The sequence below is a fragment of the Streptomyces sp. NRRL F-6676 genome (assembly GCF_000725625.1).
In the GTDB taxonomy this organism is placed as follows: Bacteria; Actinomycetota; Actinomycetes; order Streptomycetales; family Streptomycetaceae; genus Streptomyces.
In genome coordinates this window covers 36,974-61,479 of sequence record NZ_JOHS01000021.1, presented here as the reverse complement: position 1 = coordinate 61,479, position 24,506 = coordinate 36,974, and the positions used below count along the sequence as shown (strand labels likewise).

At 72.3% G+C, this 24,506-nt stretch carries 22 protein-coding genes and 1 riboswitch; of the genes, 10 read left to right on the top strand and 12 right to left on the bottom strand.

Annotation, left to right across the window (positions count from 1 at the left end; translation table 11 throughout):
* Positions 1-34: 34 nt before the first annotated feature.
* From groL to thrC, 4 genes are all read right to left on the bottom strand, one after another.
* Positions 35-1,660: a chaperonin GroEL gene (gene groL, locus IO29_RS15820; RefSeq protein WP_030380100.1), complete on the bottom strand. Its 1,626-nt coding sequence runs from the start codon at positions 1,658-1,660 to the stop codon at positions 35-37.
* A gap of 307 nt (positions 1,661-1,967) precedes the next feature.
* Positions 1,968-2,171 (bottom strand): cold-shock protein, encoded by a 204-nt coding sequence (locus IO29_RS15815; RefSeq protein ID WP_003986833.1) that lies wholly within the window; start codon positions 2,169-2,171, stop codon positions 1,968-1,970.
* Between the two features lie 475 nt (positions 2,172-2,646).
* Positions 2,647-2,922: a MoaD/ThiS family protein gene (locus IO29_RS15810; protein ID WP_030380099.1), complete on the bottom strand. Its 276-nt coding sequence runs from the start codon at positions 2,920-2,922 to the stop codon at positions 2,647-2,649.
* A 94-nt stretch (positions 2,923-3,016) separates the two neighbouring features.
* Positions 3,017-4,309 (bottom strand): threonine synthase, encoded by a 1,293-nt coding sequence (thrC, locus tag IO29_RS15805; protein ID WP_030380098.1) that lies wholly within the window; start codon positions 4,307-4,309, stop codon positions 3,017-3,019.
* A gap of 18 nt (positions 4,310-4,327) precedes the next feature.
* Positions 4,328-4,489: riboswitch (SAM riboswitch) on the bottom strand.
* A gap of 131 nt (positions 4,490-4,620) precedes the next feature.
* Here thrC and IO29_RS15800 point away from each other — a divergent pair.
* Both IO29_RS15800 and IO29_RS15795 read left to right on the top strand, forming a co-directional pair.
* The gene (locus IO29_RS15800; protein ID WP_030380097.1) at positions 4,621-5,565 is read left to right on the top strand and encodes a glucosyl-3-phosphoglycerate synthase; all 945 of its coding nucleotides are present in this window, start codon (positions 4,621-4,623) and stop codon (positions 5,563-5,565) included.
* A gap of 199 nt (positions 5,566-5,764) precedes the next feature.
* The gene (locus tag IO29_RS15795; protein WP_030380096.1) at positions 5,765-7,153 is read left to right on the top strand and encodes an alpha,alpha-trehalose-phosphate synthase (UDP-forming); all 1,389 of its coding nucleotides are present in this window, start codon (positions 5,765-5,767) and stop codon (positions 7,151-7,153) included.
* Positions 7,154-7,343: 190 nt separating this feature from the next.
* Here IO29_RS15795 and otsB read toward each other — a convergent pair whose 3' ends face one another.
* The 3 genes from otsB to IO29_RS15780 all read right to left on the bottom strand — a co-directional run bounded on the left by otsB (position 7,344) and on the right by IO29_RS15780 (position 9,985).
* Positions 7,344-8,249, bottom strand: a complete 906-nt coding sequence (gene otsB / locus IO29_RS15790; protein WP_030380095.1) for a trehalose-phosphatase — start codon at positions 8,247-8,249, stop codon at positions 7,344-7,346.
* A gap of 152 nt (positions 8,250-8,401) precedes the next feature.
* Positions 8,402-8,662, bottom strand: coding sequence for a DUF3263 domain-containing protein (locus IO29_RS15785; protein WP_051707681.1), 261 nt, complete (start codon positions 8,660-8,662; stop codon positions 8,402-8,404).
* Positions 8,663-8,743: 81 nt separating this feature from the next.
* Entirely contained in the window at positions 8,744-9,985 is a 1,242-nt protein-coding gene (locus IO29_RS15780; RefSeq protein WP_051707685.1) for an extracellular solute-binding protein, read from the bottom strand.
* Positions 9,986-10,170: 185 nt separating this feature from the next.
* On the opposite strand from IO29_RS15780, the gene IO29_RS15775 reads away from it, so the two are divergent.
* The 3 genes from IO29_RS15775 to IO29_RS15765 all read left to right on the top strand — a co-directional run bounded on the left by IO29_RS15775 (position 10,171) and on the right by IO29_RS15765 (position 13,568).
* Entirely contained in the window at positions 10,171-11,280 is a 1,110-nt protein-coding gene (locus IO29_RS15775; protein ID WP_267881989.1) for an ROK family protein, read from the top strand.
* Between the two features lie 7 nt (positions 11,281-11,287).
* Positions 11,288-12,457 carry an N-acetylglucosamine-6-phosphate deacetylase gene (gene nagA, locus IO29_RS15770; RefSeq protein WP_030380091.1) on the top strand — a complete coding sequence of 390 codons (1,170 nt, stop codon included), beginning with the start codon at positions 11,288-11,290 and terminating at the stop codon, positions 12,455-12,457.
* A 181-nt stretch (positions 12,458-12,638) separates the two neighbouring features.
* A complete protein-coding gene (locus IO29_RS15765; RefSeq protein ID WP_030380090.1) occupies positions 12,639-13,568 on the top strand; it encodes a 1-phosphofructokinase family hexose kinase in 930 nt (309 codons plus the stop codon).
* A gap of 58 nt (positions 13,569-13,626) precedes the next feature.
* On the opposite strand, the gene IO29_RS15760 is transcribed toward IO29_RS15765, so the two are convergent.
* Positions 13,627-14,637 carry a carbohydrate-binding protein gene (locus IO29_RS15760; RefSeq protein WP_030380089.1) on the bottom strand — a complete coding sequence of 337 codons (1,011 nt, stop codon included), beginning with the start codon at positions 14,635-14,637 and terminating at the stop codon, positions 13,627-13,629.
* A gap of 116 nt (positions 14,638-14,753) precedes the next feature.
* Complete coding sequence (gene cdgB / locus IO29_RS15755; protein WP_030380088.1) at positions 14,754-16,499, bottom strand: diguanylate cyclase CdgB; 1,746 nt, start codon at positions 16,497-16,499, stop codon at positions 14,754-14,756.
* 576 nt (positions 16,500-17,075) lie between these two features.
* On the opposite strand from cdgB, the gene IO29_RS15750 reads away from it, so the two are divergent.
* Positions 17,076-17,558 (top strand): flavin reductase family protein, encoded by a 483-nt coding sequence (locus tag IO29_RS15750; protein WP_234307533.1) that lies wholly within the window; start codon positions 17,076-17,078, stop codon positions 17,556-17,558.
* Positions 17,559-17,904: 346 nt separating this feature from the next.
* Here IO29_RS15750 and arfB read toward each other — a convergent pair whose 3' ends face one another.
* The gene (arfB, locus tag IO29_RS15745; RefSeq protein ID WP_030380086.1) at positions 17,905-18,342 is read right to left on the bottom strand and encodes an alternative ribosome rescue aminoacyl-tRNA hydrolase ArfB; all 438 of its coding nucleotides are present in this window, start codon (positions 18,340-18,342) and stop codon (positions 17,905-17,907) included.
* Positions 18,343-18,533: 191 nt separating this feature from the next.
* Here arfB and IO29_RS15740 point away from each other — a divergent pair, with 191 nt between their 5' ends.
* Positions 18,534-19,109 (top strand): TerD family protein, encoded by a 576-nt coding sequence (locus IO29_RS15740; RefSeq protein ID WP_030380085.1) that lies wholly within the window; start codon positions 18,534-18,536, stop codon positions 19,107-19,109.
* A gap of 1,238 nt (positions 19,110-20,347) precedes the next feature.
* The gene (locus IO29_RS15730; protein WP_030380084.1) at positions 20,348-20,848 is read left to right on the top strand and encodes a hypothetical protein; all 501 of its coding nucleotides are present in this window, start codon (positions 20,348-20,350) and stop codon (positions 20,846-20,848) included.
* Positions 20,849-20,864: 16 nt separating this feature from the next.
* On the opposite strand, the gene IO29_RS15725 is transcribed toward IO29_RS15730, so the two are convergent.
* Positions 20,865-21,536: a pentapeptide repeat-containing protein gene (locus tag IO29_RS15725; protein ID WP_234307532.1), complete on the bottom strand. Its 672-nt coding sequence runs from the start codon at positions 21,534-21,536 to the stop codon at positions 20,865-20,867.
* Positions 21,537-21,713: 177 nt separating this feature from the next.
* Between IO29_RS15725 and IO29_RS15720 the strand changes: the two genes are divergently transcribed.
* Complete coding sequence (locus tag IO29_RS15720) at positions 21,714-23,207, top strand: MFS transporter (RefSeq protein ID WP_030380082.1); 1,494 nt, start codon at positions 21,714-21,716, stop codon at positions 23,205-23,207.
* 8 nt (positions 23,208-23,215) lie between these two features.
* Here IO29_RS15720 and IO29_RS15715 read toward each other — a convergent pair whose 3' ends face one another.
* On the bottom strand, positions 23,216-23,719 hold the full coding sequence (locus IO29_RS15715; protein WP_030380081.1) for a GNAT family N-acetyltransferase: 504 nt from the start codon (positions 23,717-23,719) through the stop codon (positions 23,216-23,218).
* Between the two features lie 71 nt (positions 23,720-23,790).
* On the opposite strand from IO29_RS15715, the gene IO29_RS15710 reads away from it, so the two are divergent.
* Positions 23,791-24,474, top strand: a complete 684-nt coding sequence (locus IO29_RS15710; protein ID WP_030380080.1) for a rhomboid-like protein — start codon at positions 23,791-23,793, stop codon at positions 24,472-24,474.
* The last annotated feature ends 32 nt before the right edge of the window (positions 24,475-24,506 follow it).

Below are 24,506 nucleotides of genomic sequence, written 5' to 3'. Positions count from 1 at the left end.
GGTGGGCCCGGTGGGTGGCCGGGCCCGGGGAGGATCAGAAGTCCATGTCACCGCCCGGCATGCCGCCCGGCGCACCGGCCGGAGCGGCCTTCTCCGGCTTGTCGGCGATGACGGCCTCGGTGGTCAGGAACAGCGCGGCGATGGAGGCGGCGTTCTGAAGCGCGGAACGGGTCACCTTCGCCGGGTCGATGATGCCTTCCTTGACCAGGTCGACGTACTCGCCGGTCGCGGCGTTGAGGCCGTGGCCCGGGGTCAGGTTGCGCACCTTCTCCACCACGACGCCGCCCTCGAGGCCGGCGTTGACGGCGATCTGCTTCAGCGGGGCCTCGAGCGCCAGCTTGACGGCGGCGGCACCGGTGGCCTCGTCGCCCTCGAGCTCCAGCTTCTCGAAGACCTGGGAGGCCTGGAGCAGGGCCACGCCACCACCGGCGACGATGCCCTCCTCGACGGCCGCCTTCGCGTTGCGGACGGCGTCCTCGATGCGGTGCTTGCGCTCCTTGAGCTCCACCTCGGTGGCGGCACCGGCCTTGATGACCGCGACACCGCCGGCGAGCTTCGCCAGGCGCTCCTGGAGCTTCTCGCGGTCGTAGTCGGAGTCGCTGTTCTCGATCTCGGCGCGGATCTGGTTGACCCGGCCGGCGACCTGGTCGGCGGAGCCGGCGCCGTCGACGATCGTGGTCTCGTCCTTGGTGATGACGACCTTGCGGGCGCGGCCCAGGAGCTCCAGACCGGCGTTCTCCAGCTTGAGGCCGACCTCCTCGGAGATGACCTCGCCGCCCGTGAGGATGGCGATGTCGCCGAGCATGGCCTTGCGGCGGTCACCGAAGCCCGGGGCCTTGACGGCGACGGACTTGAAGGTGCCGCGGATCTTGTTGACGACCAGGGTCGACAGGGCCTCGCCCTCGACGTCCTCGGCGATGATCAGCAGCGGCTTGCCCGACTGCATGACCTTCTCCAGGAGCGGGAGCAGGTCCTTGACCGCGGAGATCTTGGAGTTGGCGATGAGGATGTAGGGGTCCTCGAGCGACGCCTCCATGCGCTCCATGTCGGTCGCGAAGTACGCCGAGATGTAGCCCTTGTCGAAGCGCATGCCCTCGGTGAGCTCGAGCTCCAGACCGAAGGTCTGGGACTCCTCGACCGTGATGACGCCTTCCTTGCCGACCTTGTCCATCGCCTCGGCGATGAGCTCGCCGATCTGGGTGTCGGCGGCGGAGATGGAGGCGGTGGAGGCGATCTGCTCCTTGGTCTCGACCTCCTTGGCCTGGTCGAGCAGGGCACCGGAGACGGCCTCGACGGCCTTCTCGATACCGCGCTTGAGGGCCATCGGGTTGGCACCGGCCGCGACGTTGCGCAGGCCCTCGCGGACCAGCGCCTGGGCGAGAACGGTGGCGGTGGTCGTGCCGTCGCCGGCGACGTCGTCCGTCTTCTTGGCGACTTCCTTGACCAGCTCGGCGCCGATCTTCTCGTACGGGTCCTCGAGCTCGATCTCCTTGGCGATGGAGACACCGTCGTTGGTGATCGTGGGGGCGCCCCACTTCTTCTCGAGGACGACGTTGCGGCCCTTGGGGCCGAGCGTCACCTTCACGGCGTCCGCGAGCTGGTTCATGCCGCGCTCGAGGCCGCGCCGCGCCTCCTCGTCGAACGCGATGATCTTGGCCATGTGAAGTGGTCCTCCCGGACTGGGGTGGATTGCTCCGGACCGCGCCCGCGCCCGCGACGGACGGCACCGGCGGATGGTTCCTTGCCCCACCTCGCCAGGGCCTCACCGACCCGGTCCTTCGTTGTCACTCTCACCGTGTGAGTGCTAACGCCAATGATTAGCACTCACCCCCCGAGAGTGCAAGCGCCACCCCGTCGGACCCGGACGGCCGAAGGGCCCGCGGGCCCGGACAGACCGAAGGGCCCGCGGGCACCCGACGGTGCCCACGAGCCCTTCGTTCACGTCGAACTGTCAGTCGGCGCGCGCGTCAGCCGGCAACGCGGACCATGTCCGCCTGCGGCCCCTTCTGACCCTGCGAGATCTCGAACTCGACCCGCTGGCCCTCTTCCAGAGTGCGGTAACCGTCCATCTGGATCGCGCTGTAGTGGACGAACACATCCGCACCACCGTCGACCGCGATGAAGCCGTACCCCTTCTCCGCGTTGAACCACTTGACGGTGCCCTGAGCCATGCCCAACTCCCCTATTACTGGCCCTTGCACGGACCCGCACTTCGCGGATCCGGGTCAGACCTCACCCCCCAACGGTTGGGGGCGTGCGCCGGAACGCGTCGACCGCGGCTGAATGTATCTGTCCAACTGCCGTCTGCAACAGGTCAGTCGGACGAGAAATCTGAGCGCGACGGGTCGGGAATATACGGAGAATTCCCCGGAATTCAGGGCAAGTCGGGCCGCACAAAAGGCGCAATAGTCACAAAAGGCCCGCACACTTTGGCTGCTTCTTGTCGGAAGCGCGGCAGGATCCCCCTCCCCCGGTCACAGAAATCCGGGGTGCGTTCCCCAACTGTACCGCGCTCAACCATGCAGAATTGCCCCCTCCGTTTCTCTTACGGAGGGGGCAATCCGATGAACGCACAGTGATCGACATTACCGAAGGTAACGTCAGCCGCTCGGCCGCTCGGCCACCGGCCGCTCGGTCGTCGGCCGCTCAGCCGCCGGCCACCGCCGGAATGATCGACACGCCCGCACCCTCCGGCGTCGCCGTGTCGAGCCCCTGCTCGAAGCGGACGTCGTCGTCGTTGACGTACACGTTGACGAAGCGGCGCAGCTTGCCCTGGTCGTCCAGGACCCGGGCCGCGATGCCGGTGTGGTTCTTCTCCAGGTCCGCGATGACCTCGCCGAGGGTCGCGCCCTCGGCGTCGACCTCGGCCTTGCCGCCGGTGTAGGTGCGCAGGATGGTGGGGATGCGAACGGTGACGCTCATGGGGGTGATGACCTCCGGTCGGATGCGAGGCGCCCGTAGGGGCGCGCGGAACGCGTACGGAAGAGGAACGGGAAGGGGATCCGGCGGGAGGCGCCTACGCGAGCCCCGCCTCCCGGAAGGAGTCCAGGGACGGCCGGATCGTCGCGGTGAGCCCCGTACCCGCCACCGCGTCCAGCGTCTTGAGGCCGTCACCCGTGTTGAGGACGACGGTCGTCAGCGTCGGGTCGAGCACGCCCGCCTCGATCAGCTTCCGCGTGACGCCGACCGTCACACCGCCGGCCGTCTCCGCGAAGATGCCCTCGGTCCGCGCCAGCAGTCGGATCGCGTCGACGATCTGCTCGTCGTCGACGTCCTCCACCGCCCCGCCGGTGCGGCGCGCGATGTCCAGGACGTAGGGCCCGTCGGCCGGGTTGCCGATCGCCAGCGACTTGGCGATCGTGTCCGGCTTCTGCGGCCGTACGACGTCATGGCCCGCCTTGAACGCGGTCGACACCGGCGAACAGCCCTCGGCCTGGGCGCCGAAGATCTTGTAGGGCCTGTCCTCGACCAGGCCGAGCTGGATCAGCTCGCGCAGCCCCTTGTCGATCTTCGTCAGCTGGGAGCCGGAGGCGATCGGCACCACGAGCTGGTCGGGCAGCCGCCAGCCGAGCTGCTCGCAGATCTCGTACGCCAGCGTCTTGGACCCCTCGGCGTAGTACGGCCGCAGGTTGACGTTGACGAAGCCCCAGCCCTCGCCCACCGGGTCGCCGATCAACTCCGAGCAGAAACGGTTCACGTCGTCGTAGTTGCCCTCGATGCCGACGAGCTCGCCGCCGTAGACCGCGGCCATGACGACCTTGCCCTGCTCCAGGTCGTGCGGGATGAACACGCAGGAGCGGAAGCCGGCCCGGGCGGCGGCGGCGCCCACCGCGCCGGCCAGGTTGCCGGTGGAGGAGCAGGACAGGGTGGTGAAGCCGAAGGCGCGGGCGGCCTCGATGGCCTGGGCGACGACGCGGTCCTTGAAGGAGTGCGTCGGGTTGCCGGAGTCGTCCTTCACGTACAGCCCGCCGGTGACGCCGAGTTCACGGGCGAGGTTGTCGGCCTTGACGAGCTTGGTCCAGCCGGGGTTGATGTTCGGCTTCGTCGCGACGTCGGCCGGGACGGGCAGCAGCGGGGCGTACCGCCAGATGTTCGCGGGGCCGGCCTCGATCTTCCGGCGCAGTTCCTCGGTGTCGTGCGCCGAGAAGTCGTACGCGATCTCCAGCGGCCCGAAACACTCCTCGCAGGCGAACACCGGTCCGAGCGGCACGCGGTGGCCGCATTCGCGGCAGGAGAGGGCGGCGGCCGGGCCGAGATCGACGGAACCGGCGGCGGAGGGGGTGGTGTCTGCGACAGTCTGCACAGCCATGTGAGGCGAGGCCCTTTCTCCTCATCTTCCTCACGACGCATCTCGCCGTGAGACGGATTTGGCACCTTCCCTAGCCGGGAGCCTCGCGGAGTGATCGACGATGATCAGCGATCTACGAGACCGGCTGGAGGGTTGCCGGGGCTTCATCGGGCCGTGTCCCTCTGCCCCTCTGGATGAGCGGTATTCGGTTGTGACGTCGGCGACCCCGGCATGCGGCGGTCGTCGGCGTTGTTCAAGACTGTAACCGAAGGCCAGGACACTTGAGAGAGTCGTCCGTACCGCGAGATGGATCACAGAGGGAGCCACCGACCGTGCTGGAGGAAGTCGAGCATTGGCTGAGCGCACGCTCATGGTCCGTGGCAGACCGCCCGTTGCACCAGGTCATGGCCGCCAAGCGGGCCACGGGCCAGTCGGTGAGCGTGGTGCTCCCCGCGCTCGACGAGGAGGCGACCGTCGGCGAGATCGTCGCCGCGATCCACCGCGACCTGGTCCGCCAGGTGCCGCTCGTCGACGAGATCGTGGTCGTCGACTCCGGCTCCACCGACCGCACCGCCGAGGTGGCCGCGGCGGCGGGCGCGCGGGTCGTGCACCGTGACGCGATCCTGCCGCGCATCCCGGCCGTCCCCGGCAAGGGCGAGGTGCTGTGGCGCTCGCTGCTGGTCACCCGCGGCGACGTCGTCTGCTTCGTCGACGCCGATCTGCGCGAGTTCTCCTCCGACTTCGTCACCGGCATCGTCGGACCGCTGCTGACCGATCCCGAGGTGCAGCTGGTCAAGGCGATGTACGACCGTCCGCTGGCCGGTGCCGCCGGGCAGGGCGGCCGGGTCACCGAGCTGATGGCCCGCCCGCTGCTCAACATGCACTGGCCGCTGCTGGCCGGCTTCGTCCAGCCGCTCGGCGGCGAGTACGCGGCCCGCCGCTCGCTGCTCGAACAGCTGCCGTTCCCGGTCGGCTACGGCGTCGAGCTGGGCATGCTGGTGGACGCGCTGCACACGGTCGGCCTCGACGCGCTCGCCCAGGTCGACGTCGGCGTGCGCCGCCACCGCCACCAGGACGGCCAGGCGCTGGGGCGCATGGCCGCCGCGATCTACCGCACCGCCCAGCTCCGCCTGGCCCGCGGCCATCTGCTGCGCCCCACCCTCACCCAGTTCGACCGCGGCCCGAACGGCTTCGAGCCGCACACGCATCCGGTGGACACGGAGGAGCGCCCCCCGATGGCACAGATCGCGGAGTACGCGGACCGGAGGGTGGCGTAGGGGGGTGCGGGTCGCGGGTCGCGGGTCGCGCGGGACGTGTGCCCCGGCCGGAGACGCCGTCCCGTCGGCCGGAGACGCCGTTCCATCGGCGCCGGCGGCCGTCGTCGTCGGGCGCACGGGCCGGATACGTGGCGCGACCCTCACCGTGATCCGCCTCCACCACGTTTGAGGGTTTCGGGGCCGGGCTAGGTTCAGGCGTATGGCTTCCACGTTCGGTGCTGCTCAGGTCCTGGTCGCCTCCAACCGGGGGCCCGTCTCGTACACGGTGCGGGAGGACGGTTCGCTGCACGCCAAACGGGGCGGTGGCGGGCTGGTCTCCGGGCTGTCGGCCATCGGGCCGGACGCGGGCGCGCTGTGGGTCTGCTCGGCGCTGAGCGACGGCGACCGCGAGGCGGTGCGGCGCGGGGCCGGCGAGGACGGCGTACGGATGCTGGACGTCCCGGCCGATGTGCACGCGGACGCGTACAACGGCATCGCCAATTCCGTGCTCTGGTTCGTGCACCACATGCTGTACCAGACCCCACTCGAACCGGTGTTCGATCAGGAGTTCCGGCGCCAGTGGGCCTCCTACGAGGCCTACAACCGCGCCTTCGCCGAGGCGCTGGCCGAGGAGGCGGCCGAGGGCGCGGCCGTGATGGTGCAGGACTACCACCTGACCCTGGTCCCGGGGATGCTCCGGGAGCTGCGCCCCGATCTGCGGATCGCGCACTTCTCGCACACGCCGTGGGCGCCGGTCGACTACTTCCGGCTGCTCCCGGACGACATCGCCGAGCAGGTGCTGCGCGGCATGCTCGGCGCCGACCGGCTCGGCTTCCTCACCCACCGCTGGGCGGACGCGTTCACCGCGTGCGCGGACGCGCTCGTCGGCGGGCTCGGCTCCACACGGATCGGCGTGCACGGCCTCGGCGCCGACGCCGACTTCCTGCGCGCACGCTCGCACGAGGCCGACGTGGCCGAGCGGATGGCGGTGCTGCGCGAGGAGATCGGCCCGGACCGGAAGACGATCGTCCGGGTCGACCGGACGGAACTGTCGAAGAACATCGTGCGCGGACTCCTCGCCTACGAGCAGCTGCTCGCCTCCCGCCCTGAGTGGCGCGAGCGGGTGGTGCACGTGGCGTTCGCCTACCCCTCCCGCCAGGATCTCGCGGTGTACCGGGAGTACACCGAGGAGGTGCGCCGGGTGGCCGAGTCGGTCAACGCGCGCTACGGCACGGACGGGTGGACGCCGGTGCTGCTGCACGTCGAGGACGACTTCGCACGGTCGCTGGCGGCGTACCGGCTGGCCGACGTCGCCCTGGTCAACCCGGTACGGGACGGCATGAACCTGGTCGCCAAGGAGGTGCCGCTCGTCTCCGACGAGGGGTGCGCGCTGGTGCTGTCGCGGGAGGCGGGGGCGTACGAGGAGCTGGGCGAGGACGCGGTGGTGGTGAACCCGTACGACGTGGTCGCGACGGCGGAGGCGCTGCACGAGGCGCTGTCCATGCCGGCGGGCGAGCGCGCCGAACGCGCGAAGCGGCTCGCGGCGGCGGGCACGGCCCTCCCCCCGTCCCGCTGGTTCCTGGACCAGCTGCACGCGCTGGAGGACTGAGCGCAGGACTGGATCGCGCGGTTCCCCGCGCCCCTGACAGGGGCGCGGGGCTGTGTCACCATGCGGCTCCGCCGCGTGGGCGCGAAACGGGGCGAAGCGCGCGAAACGGGGCGAAGCCCCGTGCCGGGGTCCAAGGGGCGGAGCCCCTTGAAGGGACGGGAAGGGTAAGGGCGGCGGGCGAAAGACCCGTCTACCCCAGCCGCGCCGCCAGCGCACGCAGTACCCGCACGACGCCCGCGGGGCCGTCGACCACCACGTCCGCGCGCTTCGCCAGCTCCGCCACCTCCTCGCTGCCACTGCACACCAGCACCCCCGGCACCCCCTCCCCCCGCAACCCCTCCACCGCCGCGAACGCCGGCAGATCCCCCAGGTCGTCCCCCGCGTACAGCACCGCCCCCGCACCCACCTCCCGCACGTACTCCGACAGCGCCACCCCCTTGTCCATCCCCGGCGGCCGCAGCTCGAGCACCATCCGCCCCGGCTCGACGATCAGTCCGTGCCGGGCCGCGAGCTCGGACAGCGGCACGCGCAGCGCCTCGAACGCGGCCTGCGGATCGGCCGCCCGGCGCGTGTGGACCGCGACGGCCCGGCCGCCCTTCTCCTCCACCCAGGTCCCGCGCCACGCCCCGACCCCGTCGAGCACCCCCGGCAGCTCGGCCCGCACGGCGGCGACGCCGGGGTGCGGCGCCGGCGCGCTGACCGTGCCGGTCACCGCGTCCCACCGCTCGGCGCCGTAGTGCCCGAGCACCACCAGGTGTTCGAGCCCGGCGACCCCGGCGAACCCCCCGTGGCGGACGGCGACCCCCGCCGGGCGCCCGGTGACGACGGCCACCGAGGCCACCTTCGGCGCGAGCGCGGCGAGCGCGGGCACCGCGTCGGGGTGTGCCCGGGCCTGCTCGGGGTCGGCGACGATCGGGGCGAGCGTCCCGTCGAAGTCGAAGGCGAGGACCGCCCGGCCGGGACGGGCGAGGATCGCCTCCAGCCCCTCGCGCCCGGCCGCGGTCGCGGGGGTCGGAACGGTCGGATCGGTGGGGACGGCGTCACCCGTGCGGTGCGACGCGTCCCCGGGGTCCATGGAGTCCGTGTGGCTGCCCATGTCTTCGACACTATCCGCGCGGGCCCGACCGTACGCCTGTCCCGCCTGTACGCCTGTCCGGCCCGTACGCCGAGCCGCCCGTACGCCTGAGCCGTGCGCCCGGCCCGGCCGCCGGGCCGCCCACCGCTGCGTCCGCCTACCGCTGCGTCCGCCTACCGCTCCGCGCGCCGGGCCTCGCGCACCCGCCGCAGCCGGTTGACGGTCACCGGGTCGTGGGCGAGGGCCCGGGGATCGTCGAGCAGGGCGTTGAGCAGCTGGTAGTAGCGGACGGGGGCGAGCCCGAGCCGCTCACGTATCGCGCGCTCCTTCACGCCGGGGCCGGCGAAGCCACGCCGCTCCATGGCCAGCACGGCCCGTTCACGCGCGCCCAGTTCCTCCGGCCGCTCTCCCCCGACGCTCTCCGGTTCCTCCATGCGTTCCACAGTAGGGCCCACCACTGACAACGCCCCACTGACAACGCCCCGGGCCGCGGACACCGGGCCGGGCCCGGTGCCCTACTCCCCTACGTCCTCCCGGATCGCCGACCGCTGGAGCTGCCCCAGCACCGCCGCCGCGCTGCCCTGCTCCGAGACCGCCGTCCCGATCCGCTTCTTGAGTTCCGCGCTCACCGTCGCCCACGACGTCTTGCCCACCGGGTACAGCTCCGCGCCCGGCAGCTGCTCCAGGAACGGCGCGAGGTCGGCGTCCTGGGCGGAGGAGGCCATGTCCTCGGAGGCGGACGTCGTCACCGGCAGCAGGTCGTACTCGCGTGAGAACGCCAGCACGTTCTTCTCGCTGTAGACGAAGTCGAGGAAGTCCCCGATCTGCTCCTGGTGGCCGTGCTGCTTGAAGGCCATCATCCAGTCGGCCACGCCCATCGACGCCCGTTCCTGGCCGTCCCCGTCCCCGTTCCCGCTGCCGTTCCCGGGCATCGGGACCATGCCGAACTTCAGGCCCTTGGCCCGCGCCGCCTTCATCAGCGTGGGGTGCCCGTTGAGCATCCCCACCTCGCCGCGCGCGAACGCGGCGAACGCGTCCGCCCGGTTGAGCTTCGCCGGCGCGACGGGCCCGGTGAGCCCCTTGCCGACCAGCTCGTCCTTCAGCCAGCCGAACGTGGCGACGTTCTCCACCGAGTCCAGGTCGTAGTTGCCGATGCTGTCGGTGTAGCCGCCACCGCCGCTGAGCAGCCACTGCAACGTCTCGGCCTGCGCCTCTTCGGGCCCCAGCGGCAGCGCGTACGGCGTCGTCACCCCGGCCGACTTCAACGCGCGCGCGTCGGCGGCCAGTTGGTTCCAGGTGGTGGGCGGGTGGCTGATCCCGGCCTTGGCGAACAGCTTCTTGTTGTAGAAGAGCAGCCGGGTGGAGGCCGCGAACGGCATCCCGTACTGGACCCGGTTCAGCTCCCCCGCCTGGCTCAGTTCATGGACGAAGTCGGCCTGGACGGGGATGGAGAGCAGATCGGAGGCCCGGTAGAGCTTGCCGGCGGCCGCGTAGTCGGCGTAGGCGCCGATCTGCGCCAGGTCGGGGGCGTCGCCCGCGTCGACCATCTGTTTGACCTTGCGGTCGACGTCGTTCCACGAGTAGACGCTGACGTCGACCTTCACGCCCGGGTGCTTGTCCTCGTACGCGTCGACCAGCGTGTCCCAGTACTTCTTGGAGGAGTTGGCCGCCGAGTCGCCGTAGTCGGCCGCGACCAGTTTCAGGGTGACGTCCCCGGAGCCGCCCGGCCCCCCGCAGCCGGCGAGGGTCGCCGTCATCCCCAGTGCGGTGACCGCCGCGCCCAGTACCGTCGTCCTCCGCGCCCCGCGCCGCCGCACCGACCACTCCTGTTTCCGCTGGTTGTGTGTGGTTACCGTCTCGTATGCCGAAACGATTCAGCTATAAGGTCTACACCACACTAGTGGACTAGACCTCTCCGGGTCCGAGCGTCACACTGTTCCACGTGAAACACGTCATCGCCCTTGATGTGGGCGGCACCGGGATGAAGGCCGCCCTGGTAGGGGCGGAAGGCGAGTTGCTGTACCGCGCGCGCCGGCCCACCGGCCGCGAACGGGGCCCCGAGGCGGTGACGACGGCGGTCCTCGACTTCGCCGCCGAACTCCGCGCCCACGGCCTCAGCGAGTTCGGTGAACCGGCCGTCGCGGCCGGTGTCGCCGTCCCCGGCATCGTCGACGACGAGCGGGGCGTGGCCGTCTACTCGGCCAACCTCGGCTGGCGCGACGTGCCGTTGCGCGCCCGGCTGAGCGAGCGGCTCGGCGGCGTCCCCGTCGCCCTCGGCCACGACGTACGCACCGGCGGCCTCGCCGAGGGCCGCATCGGCGCCGGTCAGGGCGCCGACCGCTTTCTGTTCGTCCCGCTGGGCACCGGTATCGCGGGCGCCATCGGCATCGACGGCCGGGTGGAGGCGGGCGCGCACGGCTTCGCGGGCGAGATCGGCCATGTCGTCGTCCGGCCCGGCGGCGTCGACTGCCCCTGCGGGCAGCGCGGTTGTCTGGAGCGGTACGCCTCCGCCTCCGCCGTCGGCCAGGCCTGGGCCGCCGCCTGCGGGAACCCGGAGGCGGACGCGGCGGACTGCGCCCGGGCCGTGGCCGCCGGGGACGCACGGGCGGCGGAGGTCTGGCAGGCCGCCGTCGACGCGCTCGCCGACGGCCTGGTCACCGCCTTCACCCTGCTCGACCCGCGCACGCTGATCATCGGCGGCGGGCTCGCGGAGGCCGGGCCCACCCTGTTCGACCCGCTGCGTCAGGCCCTGCGCGACCGCGTCACCTTCCAGAAGCTGCCCTCCGTCGTCCACGCGGGCCTGGGCGACAACGCCGGCTGTCTGGGCGCGGGGCTGCTCGCCTGGGACCTGCACGCCGCGGGCGGCGGCCCGCGGAAGGAACCCACGCCGGTCGTTCCCCCCGGCAAGGAACCCGCGCCGGTCGTTCCCCCCGGCAAGGAACCCGCGCCGGTCGTTCCCCCCGTCCGCGACACCGCTGATCCCTCGATTCCCTCGATTCCCTCGGCTCCCTCGACCGACCCCGCTACCGATCCCTCGATTCCTCGGAGGTAACCACCTGATGGCCCCTAGCAAGGTTCTCGCCGGTGCCCGGACGGTGCTGCCCACCGGGATCGTGGACGACGGCCGCGTGGTCGTCGAGGGCGCGCGCATCACCGCCGCGTCCGGCGCCGACGCCCAGCCCGCCACCGGGCCCGGCACCGCCACCGTCGACCTGTCCGGCCACTGGCTGGTCCCCGGCTTCGTCGATCTGCACAACCACGGCGGCGGCGGCGCCTCCTTCACCTCCGGCTCCGTCGAGGACGTGCTGACCGGCATCCGCACCCACCGGGAGCACGGCACCACCACCCTCGTCGCCTCCACCGTCACCGAGGAGACGGACCAGCTCGCCCAGCGCGCCGGGCTCCTGTCCGAACTGGCCGAACAGGGCGACCTGGCCGGCATCCACTTCGAGGGCCCCTTCATCTCCCCCTGCCGCAAGGGCGCCCACTCCGCCGCCCTGCTGCGCGACCCCGACCCGGCCGAGGTGCGCAAGCTGGTCGACGCGGCCCGCGGGCAGGCCCGGATGGTCACCCTCGCCACCGAACTCCCCGGCGGCCTGGACTCCGTACGGCTGCTCGTCGAACAGGGCGTGATCGCCGCGGTCGGGCACACGGACGCCACCTACGAGCAGACCGTCGCCGCCATCGACGCGGGCGCGACCGTGGCCACGCACCTGTTCAACGCGATGCCGACTCTGGGCCACCGCGCCCCCGGCCCGGTCACCGCGCTGCTGGAGGACGAGCGGGTCACCGTCGAACTGATCAACGACGGCACGCATCTGCACCCCGCCGCCCTCCAACTGGCGTTCCGTCACGCGGGCGCCGCCCGAGTCGCGTTCATCACCGACGCGATGGACGCGGCCGGCTTCGGCGACGGCCGCTATCTGCTCGGCCCGCTGGAGGTCGAGGTCAGCGACGGCGTGGCGCGGCTGGTGGAGGGCGGCTCGATCGCCGGGTCCACGCTCACCCTGGACCGGGCGTTCCAGCGGGCGGTCACGGTCGACGGGCTCCCGGTCGAGGACGTCGTCGCCGCCCTCTCGGTCAACCCCGCGCGGCTGCTGGGCAGGGCCGACGAGGTGGGCTCGCTGACGCCGGGCACCTATGCCGACCTGGTCGTTCTCGACGAGGAGTTCACGCTGAAGGGCGTGATGCGCCGGGGCGAGTGGGTGATCGATCCCCAACTGGGCTGATTCGCCCAGCTTCTGACTGCCCCTCGGGGGTCGGTGGTGGGCCCGGGGGTCTGGGCCGACCACCGACTCTTTGGCATGATCGAGTCTCCTCAACCGCCACCGGCGCGCGCACTGTGGAGACAGCACGCACGCTGGGAGTACGCACACGCGTCACCGCACGATCCGAGGGAGGTCGGCCCGGGTGATCCTCACGGTCACACTGAACACCGCTCTCGACCTCACCTATCGCGTCCCCGCGCTGCGCCCGCACACCGCGCACCGGGTGACCGAGGTGACCGAACGGCCCGGCGGCAAGGGCCTGAACGTGGCCCGTGTGCTCGCCGCGCTCGGCCACCGGGCGACCGTCACCGGCTTCGCCGGCGGCCGCACCGGCGACGCCCTGCGGGAGCGGCTGGCCGACTGCCCCGGCGTGGTGGACGCGCTGATACCCGTGGCCGGGGCGACCCGGCGGACCGTCGCCGTGGTGGACGCCGCCACCGGCGACACCACCCAGCTCAACGAACCGGGGCCGCTGATCTCTCCCGCCGAGTGGTCCGCGTTCCAGCGGGCCTACGAGGAGCTGCTGGGCTCGGCCGCCGCGGTCGCCCTGTGCGGGAGCCTGCCGCCGGGGGTGCCGGTGGGGGCGTACGCGGGGCTGGTCCGTACCGCGCGGGCGCATCAGGTGCCGGTGCTCCTGGACACCAGCGGCGAGCCGCTGCGCCGGGGGGTGGCCGCCCGCCCCGACATCGTCAAGCCGAACGCGGAGGAGCTGGCCGAGCTGACCGGGGCGCACGACCCCGCGCAGGCCACCCGGGACGCCCGGCGCCGGGGCGCGCACACGGTGGTCGCCTCGCTGGGCGCGCAGGGGCTGCTCGCGGTGAACGCCGAGGGCCGCTGGCGCGCGGTGCCGCCGCGCGGACTGCGCGGCAATCCGACGGGCGCGGGCGACTCGGCGGTGGCGGGCCTGCTGTCGGCCCTGGTGGAACGCCTGCCGTGGCCCGACCGGCTGGCACGTGCCACCGCCCTGTCCGCGGCGACGGTCCTGTCGCCGACGGCGGGCGAGTTCGACCGGCGGGACTACGAGGAGCTGCTCACGCGGGTCGCGGTGACCCCGGAGACGACGGCGGCGTAACGGCATCCGGAGACGGCGACGGCGACGGCATCCGAGACAGCGGCCGCGTAACGGCGCCTCAGTCCTTGACCTGGCCTTCCTTCAGCCAGAGCTGGTCCAGGAGGACGTCGCACTTGTCGCCGTCCTGGCAGGAGAGGGTGATCGTGTTGGTGCCCTTGTTGAGCGTGGGCCAGACGTAGGTCTTGGTCCAGCCCTTGGCGAAGTCACCGTCCTTGGCGTGGGCGAAGTTGCCCAGGTTCATCTTGCTGCCGAACTCCTTGCCGTTGACCGTCATCGTCATCGACTGGTCGTCGCCCGCCGCGCTGTAGTGCGCGAACACCGTGTAGGCGCCGTCCTTGGGGATGCCGTTGACGGTCCAGGTCACCTGGGAGCCGACGGTGTTCAGGCCGGTCACATAGCTGCCGCCGTCGGCCTCGGCGCCCTCCACCTCCGAGGCGATGGTGGCGCCGCCCTCCAGCTTGAGCGCCTTGGCGTCGATCTTGGGCAGCTCCTCCGTGTCACCGGAGGCGTCCGAGTCCGAGCCGCTCGGGGAGGGGCTCTGGTTCGCCGACGGTGTGGTGTCGCCCGCGGTGTTCTTCTTGTCGCCGTCGGAGTCGTCGCCGAGCACGGCGATGCTGATGCCGATCACCACGGCGGCCACCACCGCTATCGCGCCGATCAGCAGGCCCTTGGTGTTCGGGCCCCGCCCGCGCCCGCCGCCGTTGCCGCCCGCCGGGTCCCGGTGGCTGGGCGGCGCCCCGCCGGGGACGGTCTCGGGGGCCGCGTAGTGCGGGTTCGGCTGTCCGGGTGGCCCGTAGGTGCCGTACGCCTGCTGCTGCGGGACCTGTCCGTACGCCGCCGTCTGCCCCGGTGCCCCCGCCTGCCCGTACTGGCCGGTCGCCTGCGGTTGCTGCGGCTGCTGTGCGCCGCCGTACTGCCGCTGACCGACCGCCCGCACCCTGTTGACCGAGTTGGGGTAGCCGTAGCCGCCGCTCGGCGGCTGGGCTCCGTTGGCCTGACCGTCGGCGTAGAGGTAGCCGAACGGGTCGTCGTCCTCGGGCGTGCTCGCGCCGTTGTTGCCGGGCGTCATCCCTTGGTGCTCCTAGCGGGTGGGGGTGCGGATGCGTGCTGGGCTGAACTGCGAGCGTACCCGCTTCCGGAGGCCCGTACCGGTGTCTTCCTGCTCACCCCCGCGGTGAGCTGGAGCTATCCCGCACGCCTGTGCTGTTTGGGACGGGATCGTTTCTCGACGTACATCCGTTCGTCAGCGGATTTCAACACCTCGTCCGCCGTCATGCCGCAGTGTGCCCAGCCGATGCCGAAGCTGGCGCCCACCCGCATGACCCGTCCGTCGACCCGGATGGGCTGGATGATCTCGTTGCGCAGCCGTACGGCGAGGTCCTGGGCGTCGGCGCGGCCGAGGCCGTCGGCCAGCACCACGAACTCGTCGCCGCCGAGCCGGGCGACGGTGTCGCCGTCCCGCACGCCCCGGGTCAGCCGGCCGGCCACCTCGACGAGGACGGCGTCACCGGCGTTGTGCCCGAAGCGGTCGTTGATCGACTTGAAGCCGTCGAGGTCGCAGAAGAGGACCGCGAGCCCCTTGGTGCCGTCGTCCGTCCCGTCGGACGGGGCGACGGTGTGCACATGGTGGTCGAAGCCGTCGTACGGTCCCCTGGCCGAGAGCGGGCCGAAGCCGTGCCCGCCGGTGTCGTAGACCGCGGGGTGGCCGCCCGGGGGCGTGTCCGTGAGGCCCGGCTCGCCGAAGCCGTCGAATGCCGTGTGCCCGCCGAACGCCGTGTGCCCGCCGTACTGCCCGTGCGCCGCGTCGGCCGACTCGGCCCCGTCGGCGGCCACGGCGTACGGGCGCTGACAGAGCCGGGCGGAGAGCCGGGAGCGCAGTTCGGCGGAGTTGGGCAGTCCGGTGAGCGAGTCGTGCGAGGCCCGGTGGGCGAGCTGGAGCTCGCGCCGTTTGCGCTCCTCTATGTCCTCGACGTGCGTGAGCAGGAAGCGGGGCCCGTCGGCGGCGTCCGCGACGACGGAGTTGCGCAGCGAGACCCAGACGTAGGTGCCGTCCCGGCGGCCCAGGCGCAGCTCGGCGCGGCCGCCCTCGGCGGAGGTGCGCAGCAGGGTGCTGATGTCCTCGGGGTGGACCAGGTCGGAGAAGGAGTAGCGGCGCATCGAGGCGGCGGGCCGGCCGAGCAGTCGGCACAGCGCGTCGTTGCTGCGCAGGATGCGGCCGTGCTGGTCGCCGCCCATCTCGGCGATGGCCATGCCGGAGGGGGCGTACTCGAAGGCCTGCCGGAAGGACTCCTCGCTGGCGCGCAGCGCCTGCTGGTCCCGTTCGAGCCGCACCAGCGCGCGCTGCATGTTGGCGCGCAGCCGGGCATTGCTGATCGCGGTGGCCGCCTGGAACGCGTACATCTGGAGCGCCTCACGGCCCCAGGCCCCGGGCCGCCGGCCGTTGCGCGGCCGGTCCACGGAAAGCACACCTATCAGCTCGCCGGAGGAACCGCTGCCGCCCGGGCCGTACAGGGGCGCGAACAGGCGGTCGGAGGGGTGCCACTCGTCCTCGAAGCGGGGTTCGGGGCCGTCGGAACGCCACTGGGGAACGTCGTCGTCGTCGAGGATCCAGCCCTCGGCGTGGGATATGAAGCGCAGGTCGCCCCAGGCCTCGCCCATGTTGAGCCGCCGGTTCCAGGCGGCGCGGGAGCCGACCCGGCCCGCCATCATCTGTTCGACGGTGGAGTTTCCGGCCAGGGCCGCGACCACGAGGTCGCCGTCGGGGCGTACGAGGTTGACGGCCGCCAGTTCGTATCCGAGGCCGTTGACCACGCCGTCGGCGACGGTCTGGAGCGTGTCCGCCAGACTGCGGGCGGTATGGATGTCCGCCATGACCTCGTGGAGCTTCCGCAGAGTCGCAAGACGGACGTACGGCTCCGAGTCGGTCTCCATGCGCCCTCCCCTCGAGATCTCGCGGTAACTCCGTAACCCCAGGGTTGTCTTCGGCGTACGCCCTGCATCCTCACCGCTACTGAATCACAGCGCGCTGCCCACTCGGCACACAGGGTCAACAAAATACGCACCTTGTGACTCAAGTCACAGTAAAAGGTGAGCATTTGAGAGGGGTTTCTGCTTTTCCCGTCTTCTTCACGGAACGCGGTCTTTTACGGAACACAATTCAATGCCCTGTGGGGTCCCCGTGAACGACTGCGAGCATACGACGCCGGGGGCGGGCGCGTGGGCGTTACGGATCATCGCGCGTGGGTGTTACGGATCCTCGCGCGGAGGGGCGCCGGTCGCCGGGTGCCGGCAGCCGCCCGTCACCGGTCCGGGCTGCGGCCTCGGTCCTAGGACCCGTCTGGACCCCTGGCCCGATGCGCCCTCGCGCACACGGGAACTACCGTCGTGACCGTGCTCAACACCTCGCAGATCCCTCCGCAGCCCCTCTCGTCCGACCGTTCCGCCGGCCCCGGTCCCGCCGTCGGCGGGCATGCTGAAGGGGTGAGCGACGACGAGTTCCGTGCCGCCATGTCCCGCCTGGCCGCGGGCGTGGTCCTGGTGACCGCGCACGAACCGGCGCTGGACCCCGAGGGCCCGCGCGGGGAGGACGTGGGCATGACGGCCACCGCCTTCCTGTCGGTCTCCCTCGACCCGCCGCTGGTCATGGTCAGCCTGCGCGAGGGCTCCCGCATGGACGAACTGCTCGACGAACAGCCGCTGTGGGCGGTCTCGGTGCTCGCCGAGAGCCAGCGGCACATCGCGGGGCGGTTCGCGATGAAGGGCCGCATCAGCGACCGGCTGCTGTTCGAGGACATCGCCTACGTGCGCGGCCGGGCGTCGGGGGCGCCGCTGGTGGGGGGTGCGCTGGCGACCGTGGAGTGCCGCACGGAACAGCGGGTGCCGGCGGGCGACCACACCCTCGTCGTCGGCCGCGTCCTCACCGCCACCGCACCGGATTCGGGGGCGGGTCCCCTGACGTACTTCCGGGGGCGGTATCGGGCGCTCGGATAGGGGTGGGGGACAGGGGGCGGGCGGACAGGGGGACAACGGAGAGACGGACAACTGGTGGGACGGCAACGGGTGGGACGGCAACGGGTTGCCGGCGCGAGGGGGACGCCCGGGAGGACGGCCCGGTGGAACGAACCGGAGTGGGACGACGCGAAGTGTGATGACGCGAGTTGTGATGACCCGGAGTGTGATGACCCGGAGTGTGATGACGCGGGGGGCGTCGCATTCACACCCGACGACCGGGGGGCGTCACATTCACACCCGGCGACAGGGGAGCGTTGCATTCGCACCCGACGACCGGGGGGCGTTGCATTCGCACCCGGTGAATTCACGGACGGGGTGCGGTAATTCACTGCCAGCCGCGGCCGGAACGCCCCCGCTTGGTCTCGGCACGCTGCTTCTTCTCGCGCAGCCGTCGTTCGTTGATTCCGCGCGGAATCCGCGTCGCTCTGCGCGGCTTGGGCGGGGGCGCGGTCGCCTCGGCGAGCAGCGAGGCGAGACGCACGGCGGCCGCCTCGCGATTGCGCCATTGCGAACGGTGCTCGGAGGCGCGCACGCTGAGCACCCCGTCGACCAGCCGCCCGGCCAGCCGCTCCAGCGCACGCCGCTTCCACACCTCGGGCAGCGCCTCGGTCCGGGCCACGTCGAACCGCACCTCGACCTGGGTGTCGGTGGTGTTGACGTGCTGCCCACCGGGCCCCGAGGATCGCGAGAACCTCCACACGAGCTCGCTCTCGGGCAGCACGACGGAACCACGCACGACATAGGGACCGGACATGCCCTCCATGTTCCCGGTCGGGGCGGGGGTACGTCACCAGGTTTTCGGGGCCCCGGCCACCCGACCTCTCGGGCGCGCCCCCCTCTCGGGTAAAAAAGGTAAAGCGCCCGGAACCATCCGGGCCCCCCACCGCGTTCAATGGGTTAGCCGCACCGCGGCCCACACGTATGGGAACGAACCAAGCGAAGGGACTCCCAACAATGGCTGTAAGCCTGTCCAAGGGTGGCAACGTCTCGCTCACCAAGGAGGCTCCGGGCCTGACCGCCGTCACCGTGGGCCTCGGCTGGGACGTCCGCACCACCACCGGCACGGACTTCGACCTCGACGCCTCCGCCATCGCGGTCAACCCCCAGGGCAAGGTCTACTCCGACCAGCACTTCGTCTTCTTCAACAACAAGCAGACGCCGGACCAGACCATCGTCCACACCGGCGACAACCGCACGGGCGAGGGCGCCGGCGACGACGAGGCGATCAACGTCAACCTGGCGGGGCTCCCGGCCGACGTCGACAAGATCGTCTTCCCCGTCTCCATCTACGACGCCGAGTCCCGCTCGCAGAACTTCGGGCAGGTCCGCAACGCGTACATCCGCATCGTCAACCAGGCCGGCGGCGCGGAGATCGCCCGCTACGACCTGTCGGAGGACGCGGCCACGGAGACGGCCATGGTCTTCGGCGAGCTGTACCGCAACGGCGCGGAGTGGAAGTTCCGCGCGGTCGGCCAGGGCTACGCCTCGGGCCTGACCGGCATCGCCCAGGACTTCGGCGTCAACGTCTGACCTCCACCACCGCCGAAGCCCCACCGCACCACCCCGAAGCCCCCGCCGCACCGAGCCGTCACCGCGGGGGCTTCGCCGCGCGCGGGTGCGCGGTACGCGCCTCGCGCGGAGGCGCGCCCTCGCGAGGGGCCGCCTCGCGCCGGGGCGTCCGGCCTCAACCCGGGCCAACGTCGCCCGCTCCCCCGGGGCGGCCGCCTCGCGCACGGGGGCGTCCGCAGTCCGGGGCCTGCTTGACCAGCACCCTGCGGGCGGCCGCCTCGCGCACGGGGGCGTCCGAGGCACGGCGTGATCGGCCCCGGAGGCAGCTCCGGGGCGGCCCCGCGCACGGGGGCGCGTTCGGATGCGGCCGGTGGCGGCGGCCGGTGGCAGCCGCATCTCCCGGGCGTGGGTCCCATCGCGCCCGGAAGCCCCGCCACACGAAGGAGCACCGCCGAACGGGGTCCCCCCCGACGGGGAACCCCGCCGGACGCAGGAGGCGTCCGGTGACAACCGACGGCAGCCGCATCTCCCGGGCGTGGGCCCTGTCGCGCCCGGAAGTCCCGCCGCACGAAGGAACTCCGCCGAACGAGGGTTCCGCCCCGGACGGGGCACCCCGGCGGGAAACTCCGCCGGGCGCAGGAGGCGTCCGGATACGACCGGTGACGGCCGTGACGGCCGTGACGGCCGTATCCGGACAGATCCGGTCGCTGACGGCCGGCCGTCTCCCCCGCGCGGAAGTCCCACCCCGTGCAGCTGCGTCCCGCCCAGCCGCGCGTCCACCAGGCGCCGGTTCTGCCGCGAGCGGCGCCCGGCCCCGGCCGACGGCGGCAGCCTCCACCGCCCGAAGGTCCGGTCGCACGCGGACGTCCGCCCACAGGCGGAAGCTCCACCGTGCGTGGGGGCGTCCAGGCCCCGCCGCCGAGGGCCTCCGCCGCGCGGCGCAGACGGCCCTCGTGCCGGGAAGCTCCGCCGCAGCTACGGCTCCGCCGTGCGGGACCGTAGCCGCGCGCGCCGACGGCCGGGAGGCCCAGCCGACGACGGCCGCCGCCGCGCGGCGCAGACGGCCCTCGTGCCGGGAAGTCCCGCCGCAGGCTACGGCTCCGCCGTGCGGGCCGCGTCGCGCGCGCCGGCGGCCGGGAGGTCCAGCCGGCGACGGCCGAGATCCGGTCGCCGCCGGCCGGGACGGGACCGGCCGCGCCCCCAGCCCCGGCCGCCTCCCCCACCAACGGCCCCCCGTCGTGCCGTGACACCATCAGGCCGTGCTCGACATCGGCTACGCCCTTTCCACCCGTTTTCCGGATCCGCCGCAGATGGACTACCGCCGCGCCGACGTCCATGCCCTGCGGCACGATCTCTTCTGTGGTGACGTCTATCTCGCCGACACCCGGTCGGACCGGGAGGTGTCCACAGCCTGGGGATGGGTGCCCGTGCTCGACTTCGCCTGGGCCCTGTGCGACATCGTCGAGCATCTCGACCGGGACCCCCTCGGCAGCCGGTCCGCCCGCCGGCAGCAGGCCGAGATCGACTTCACCGAGTCCACCGACCGCATGCTCTTCGAGCGCCGCTTCGGCTGGGTGGACATCGAGGCCGACTGGATGCCCGGCGACGAGGACCCGCTCACCTTCCAGTTCACCGAACTGCGCCGCGAGGCCCGCGACTTCCTGCACGACCTGCTCGCCGACCTGACCGACCTGCACGAGCCGCTCCGCGACAACCCGGCGATCTGGACCCTGGAGGCCCGCTTCCCCCGCGTCGCCTGACGGCCCACCTCCCGCCTCAGTCCACCGCCGCCACCTTCACCCCCAGTTCCGCCGCGAGTACCGGCGCCAGATCCATCAGCTGGGCCGGGCTGATCACGGCTCCCGCCAGCCGCTCCACCCCCCGGGCGATGCCCAGCTCGGCCGCCCGGCGCAGGTCGACGTCCTTCAACTGCGCCGCGCCGAAGTCCGCCTCCTTCAGCACGCAGTCCACGAACTCGACCCGCTCCAGCCGCGCCCCCGCGAAGTCCGGCTCGACCAGGACACAGCCCTCGAAGACGACGTCCCGGAGCCGGGCCGCCCGCAGGTTCAGGTAGTCGATCTTGCCGCCGCGTATCAGCACCCGCTCCAGTACCGCCCCGTGCAGCTGCGTCCCGCCCAGCCGCGCGTCCACCAGCTCCACGTCCCGCAGGGTGGCGTCCGCCAGGTTCGTCCCCACCCCGCGTATGCCGGTCAGCCGGCTGTCGTACACCCGCGCGTGCGCCAGCCGCGTCTCGTCCAGGGCGCAGCCCGTCAGCGCGCAGTCCATGAACCGGGAGCCCCTGCCGTCCTGCGCGGCCAGGTCGGCGTCCGCGAACTCCAGCCCGTCGTAGTCCCCCTCCGGTTCCAGCGGCCCGCCCCCGTACGGCTCCAGCGGAGGCAGCCGCACCTCCGGCCGCCGCGCCGCCGCGACCACCCGCGCCTTCTTCACCGGCTCTCACCTCCCCGCACTCGTACCGCGTCCGACACTCCCGCCGCCGCCCTCACCGCGCCCTCGTCCACCACGCCCTCATGCTGCACCACCCCACTGACAACGCCCCGGCCCCCAGCCGGGCCGGACCCACCAGCGGAGATGCGATATGACCGTATTCGTGATGTTCTGAACCCCATGAGTGCCACCCGAATGGGCGAATCAACGGAGACCGATCCCCGCCGCTGGTGGGTCCTCGTGATCATCGCGCTGGCCCAGCTGATGGTGGTTCTGGACGCGACGATCGTGAACATCGCCCTGCCCTCCGCGCAGCACGCCCTGCACATGTCCGACGCCAACCGGCAGTGGGTGATCACCGCCTACACGCTGGCCTTCGGCGGTCTGCTGCTGCTCGGCGGACGGATCGCCGACCTCGTCGGCCGCAAACGCACCTTCCTCGTCGGCCTGGCCGGCTTCGCCGTCGCCTCCGCGCTCGGCGGCGCCGCGTCCGGCTCCGGCATGCTGTTCGGCGCCCGCGCCCTGCAAGGCGTCTTCGCCGCCGTCCTCGCCCCGTCCGCGCTCAGCCTGCTCACCACCACGTTCTCCGATCCCAGGGAACGCGGAAAGGCCTTCGGCATCTACGGCGCCCTGGCCGGCAGCGGCTCGGCGATCGGCTTCATCGCGGGCGGGTTGCTCACCGAGTACCTGAACTGGCGCTGGTGCCTGTACGTCAACATCCCGATCGCCGCCGTCGCCGTCCTCGGCGGGCTCGCCCTTCTGCACGACCGTCCGCGCCGCGGCGACGCCCGCCTCGACGTGCCCGGCGTCCTGCTCGGCTGCGGCGGCCTCGTCGCCCTCGTCTACGGCTTCAGCGAGGCCCAGCCACGCGGCTGGACCGACCCGTTCGTGCTCGCCCTGTTCGCGGTGGCCGCCGCGCTGCTCGCCACGTTCGTGTGGTGGCAGACCAGGGCCCCCGACCCGCTGCTGCCGCTGCACATCATCCGCGACCGCGACCGGGCCGGCTGCTTCCTGACCATGGCCCTGGCCGTCATCGGCATGTTCGGCATGTTCCTGTTCATGACCTACTACCTCCAGGTCATCCTCGGCTACTCGCCGGTCCGCGCGGGCCTCGCCTTCCTGCCGCTCACCGTGGCGATCATCGTGGGCTCGACGCAGATCTCCGCCCGGCTGCTGCACCACGTGCCGCCGCGCGCCCTCATGGTGCCGGGCATGCTCCTGTCGGCGATCGCCATGGTGATCCTCACCCGGATGACCGTGCACTCCTCGTACACCACCGAGATCCTGGCCCCGCTGCTGCTGATGGGCCTCGGCATGGGGCTGACGTTCATGCCGGTCTTCTCCACCGCCACCGCCGGGGTCGCCGCCCGCGACTCGGGCGTCACCTCGGCCACCGTCAACACCTCGCAGCAGGTCGGCGGCTCCATCGGCACCGCCCTGCTCAACACGATCGCGACGAGCAGCGCGAGTGCGTACATCGCGGCCCACCTGACCGGCCCGGCCCGCCGGAACCTGGTCGTCCGCGAGGGCGTCGTGCACGGCTACACGACCGCCCTGTGGTGGGCGGCGGCCGTGTTCCTGCTGGCCGCCGTGGTCGCCGGCCTCATGGTCACCGCCCGGGCGCCCAAGCACACCACCCCCGCCGAGACCCCGGTCCCCGAGTCGGTCCGCTGACCCGCGAGTCAGTCCGCCGCCCCGGCGCCCGTCCTCCCGCTGTCCGTCCCGCCGAGCGCCGCCAGCGCCCCGTCCGTCAGCCGGAACGTCGTCCACTCGTCCTGCGGACGGGCGCCCAGCGCCTCGTAGAACGCGATCGAGGGGGCGTTCCAGTTCAGTACGGCCCACTCCAGGCGCTCGTAGCCGCGCGCCACGCAGATCCGGGCCAGCTCGGTCAGCAGCGCCCTGCCGTGCCCGCCCCCGCGCGCGTGCGGGCGTACGAACAGGTCCTCCAGGTAGATGCCGTGGACACCGCGCCAGGTGGAGAAGTTCAGGAACCACAGCGCGAACCCGACCGGCTCGCCGCCGGCCTCCGCGAGGTGCGCGAAGGCCGCCGGGCGCTCCCCGAAGAGCGCCTCACGCAGCTGCTCCTCGGTCGCCCGCGCCTGGTCGGCCGCCTTCTCGTACTCGGCCAGCTCGCGGATCATCGCGTGCAGCACGGGGATGTCGTCGGGGGTCGCGGTACGGATCACCCGGGCAGTGTCACACATGGTCCGCGCACGCCCCACTGCGGTCCACCGGCCCCCCTGCGACCCTTGAGGTCATGGGTGAGCGTGCGACGACGGCCACGCGCGCGTGGAGCGCGCCGCGCAGGTGCGGCGCCCGCCTGTGGACGTACATACGGCGCGCCCCCGGCACGTATCTGTGGCTGCTCGCCCTCTTCGGGACCACCGTCGCGCTGCACCGCATGTCCCCCGGGTTCGCACACGAGTTCCTGCGGCACCGCTCCACCAACCTCCACGAGCTCTCCGAGCACCCCCTGCGCGTGCTGCTCTCCAGCGCCCTGTGGACCGGCGACGGCCACTGGCTCCCGTACGCCGCCCTCTACACGCTCTTCCACGCCCGCGCCGAGCACTGGCTCGGCACCCCGCGCTGGCTCACCGTGTGCGCCCTGGCGCACGTCCTGGCCACGCTCGTCAGCGAGGGCGCCCTGCTGTGGGCGATACACCTCGGCGCGGCCCCGCACTCCGCCGTCGACACCCTCGACACGGGCGTCAGCTACGCGCTCGCCGGCGTCCTGGGCGTCCTCACGTACCGCGTGCCGCGCCCCTGGCGGTACGCCTACGCCGCCGTCCTGCTCACCGCGTTCGCCGTCCCCCTGGCCACCGGCCGCACGGTCACCGACCTCGGCCACCTCACCTCGGTCCTGATCGGCCTGGCCTGCCGCCCCCTGACCCACCCCCGCACCCGCACGACGACGCCCACGCGAAAGGCCCGGATCGACTGACCCGGGCCCTCGCATCCGCTCCACTGCTGTGC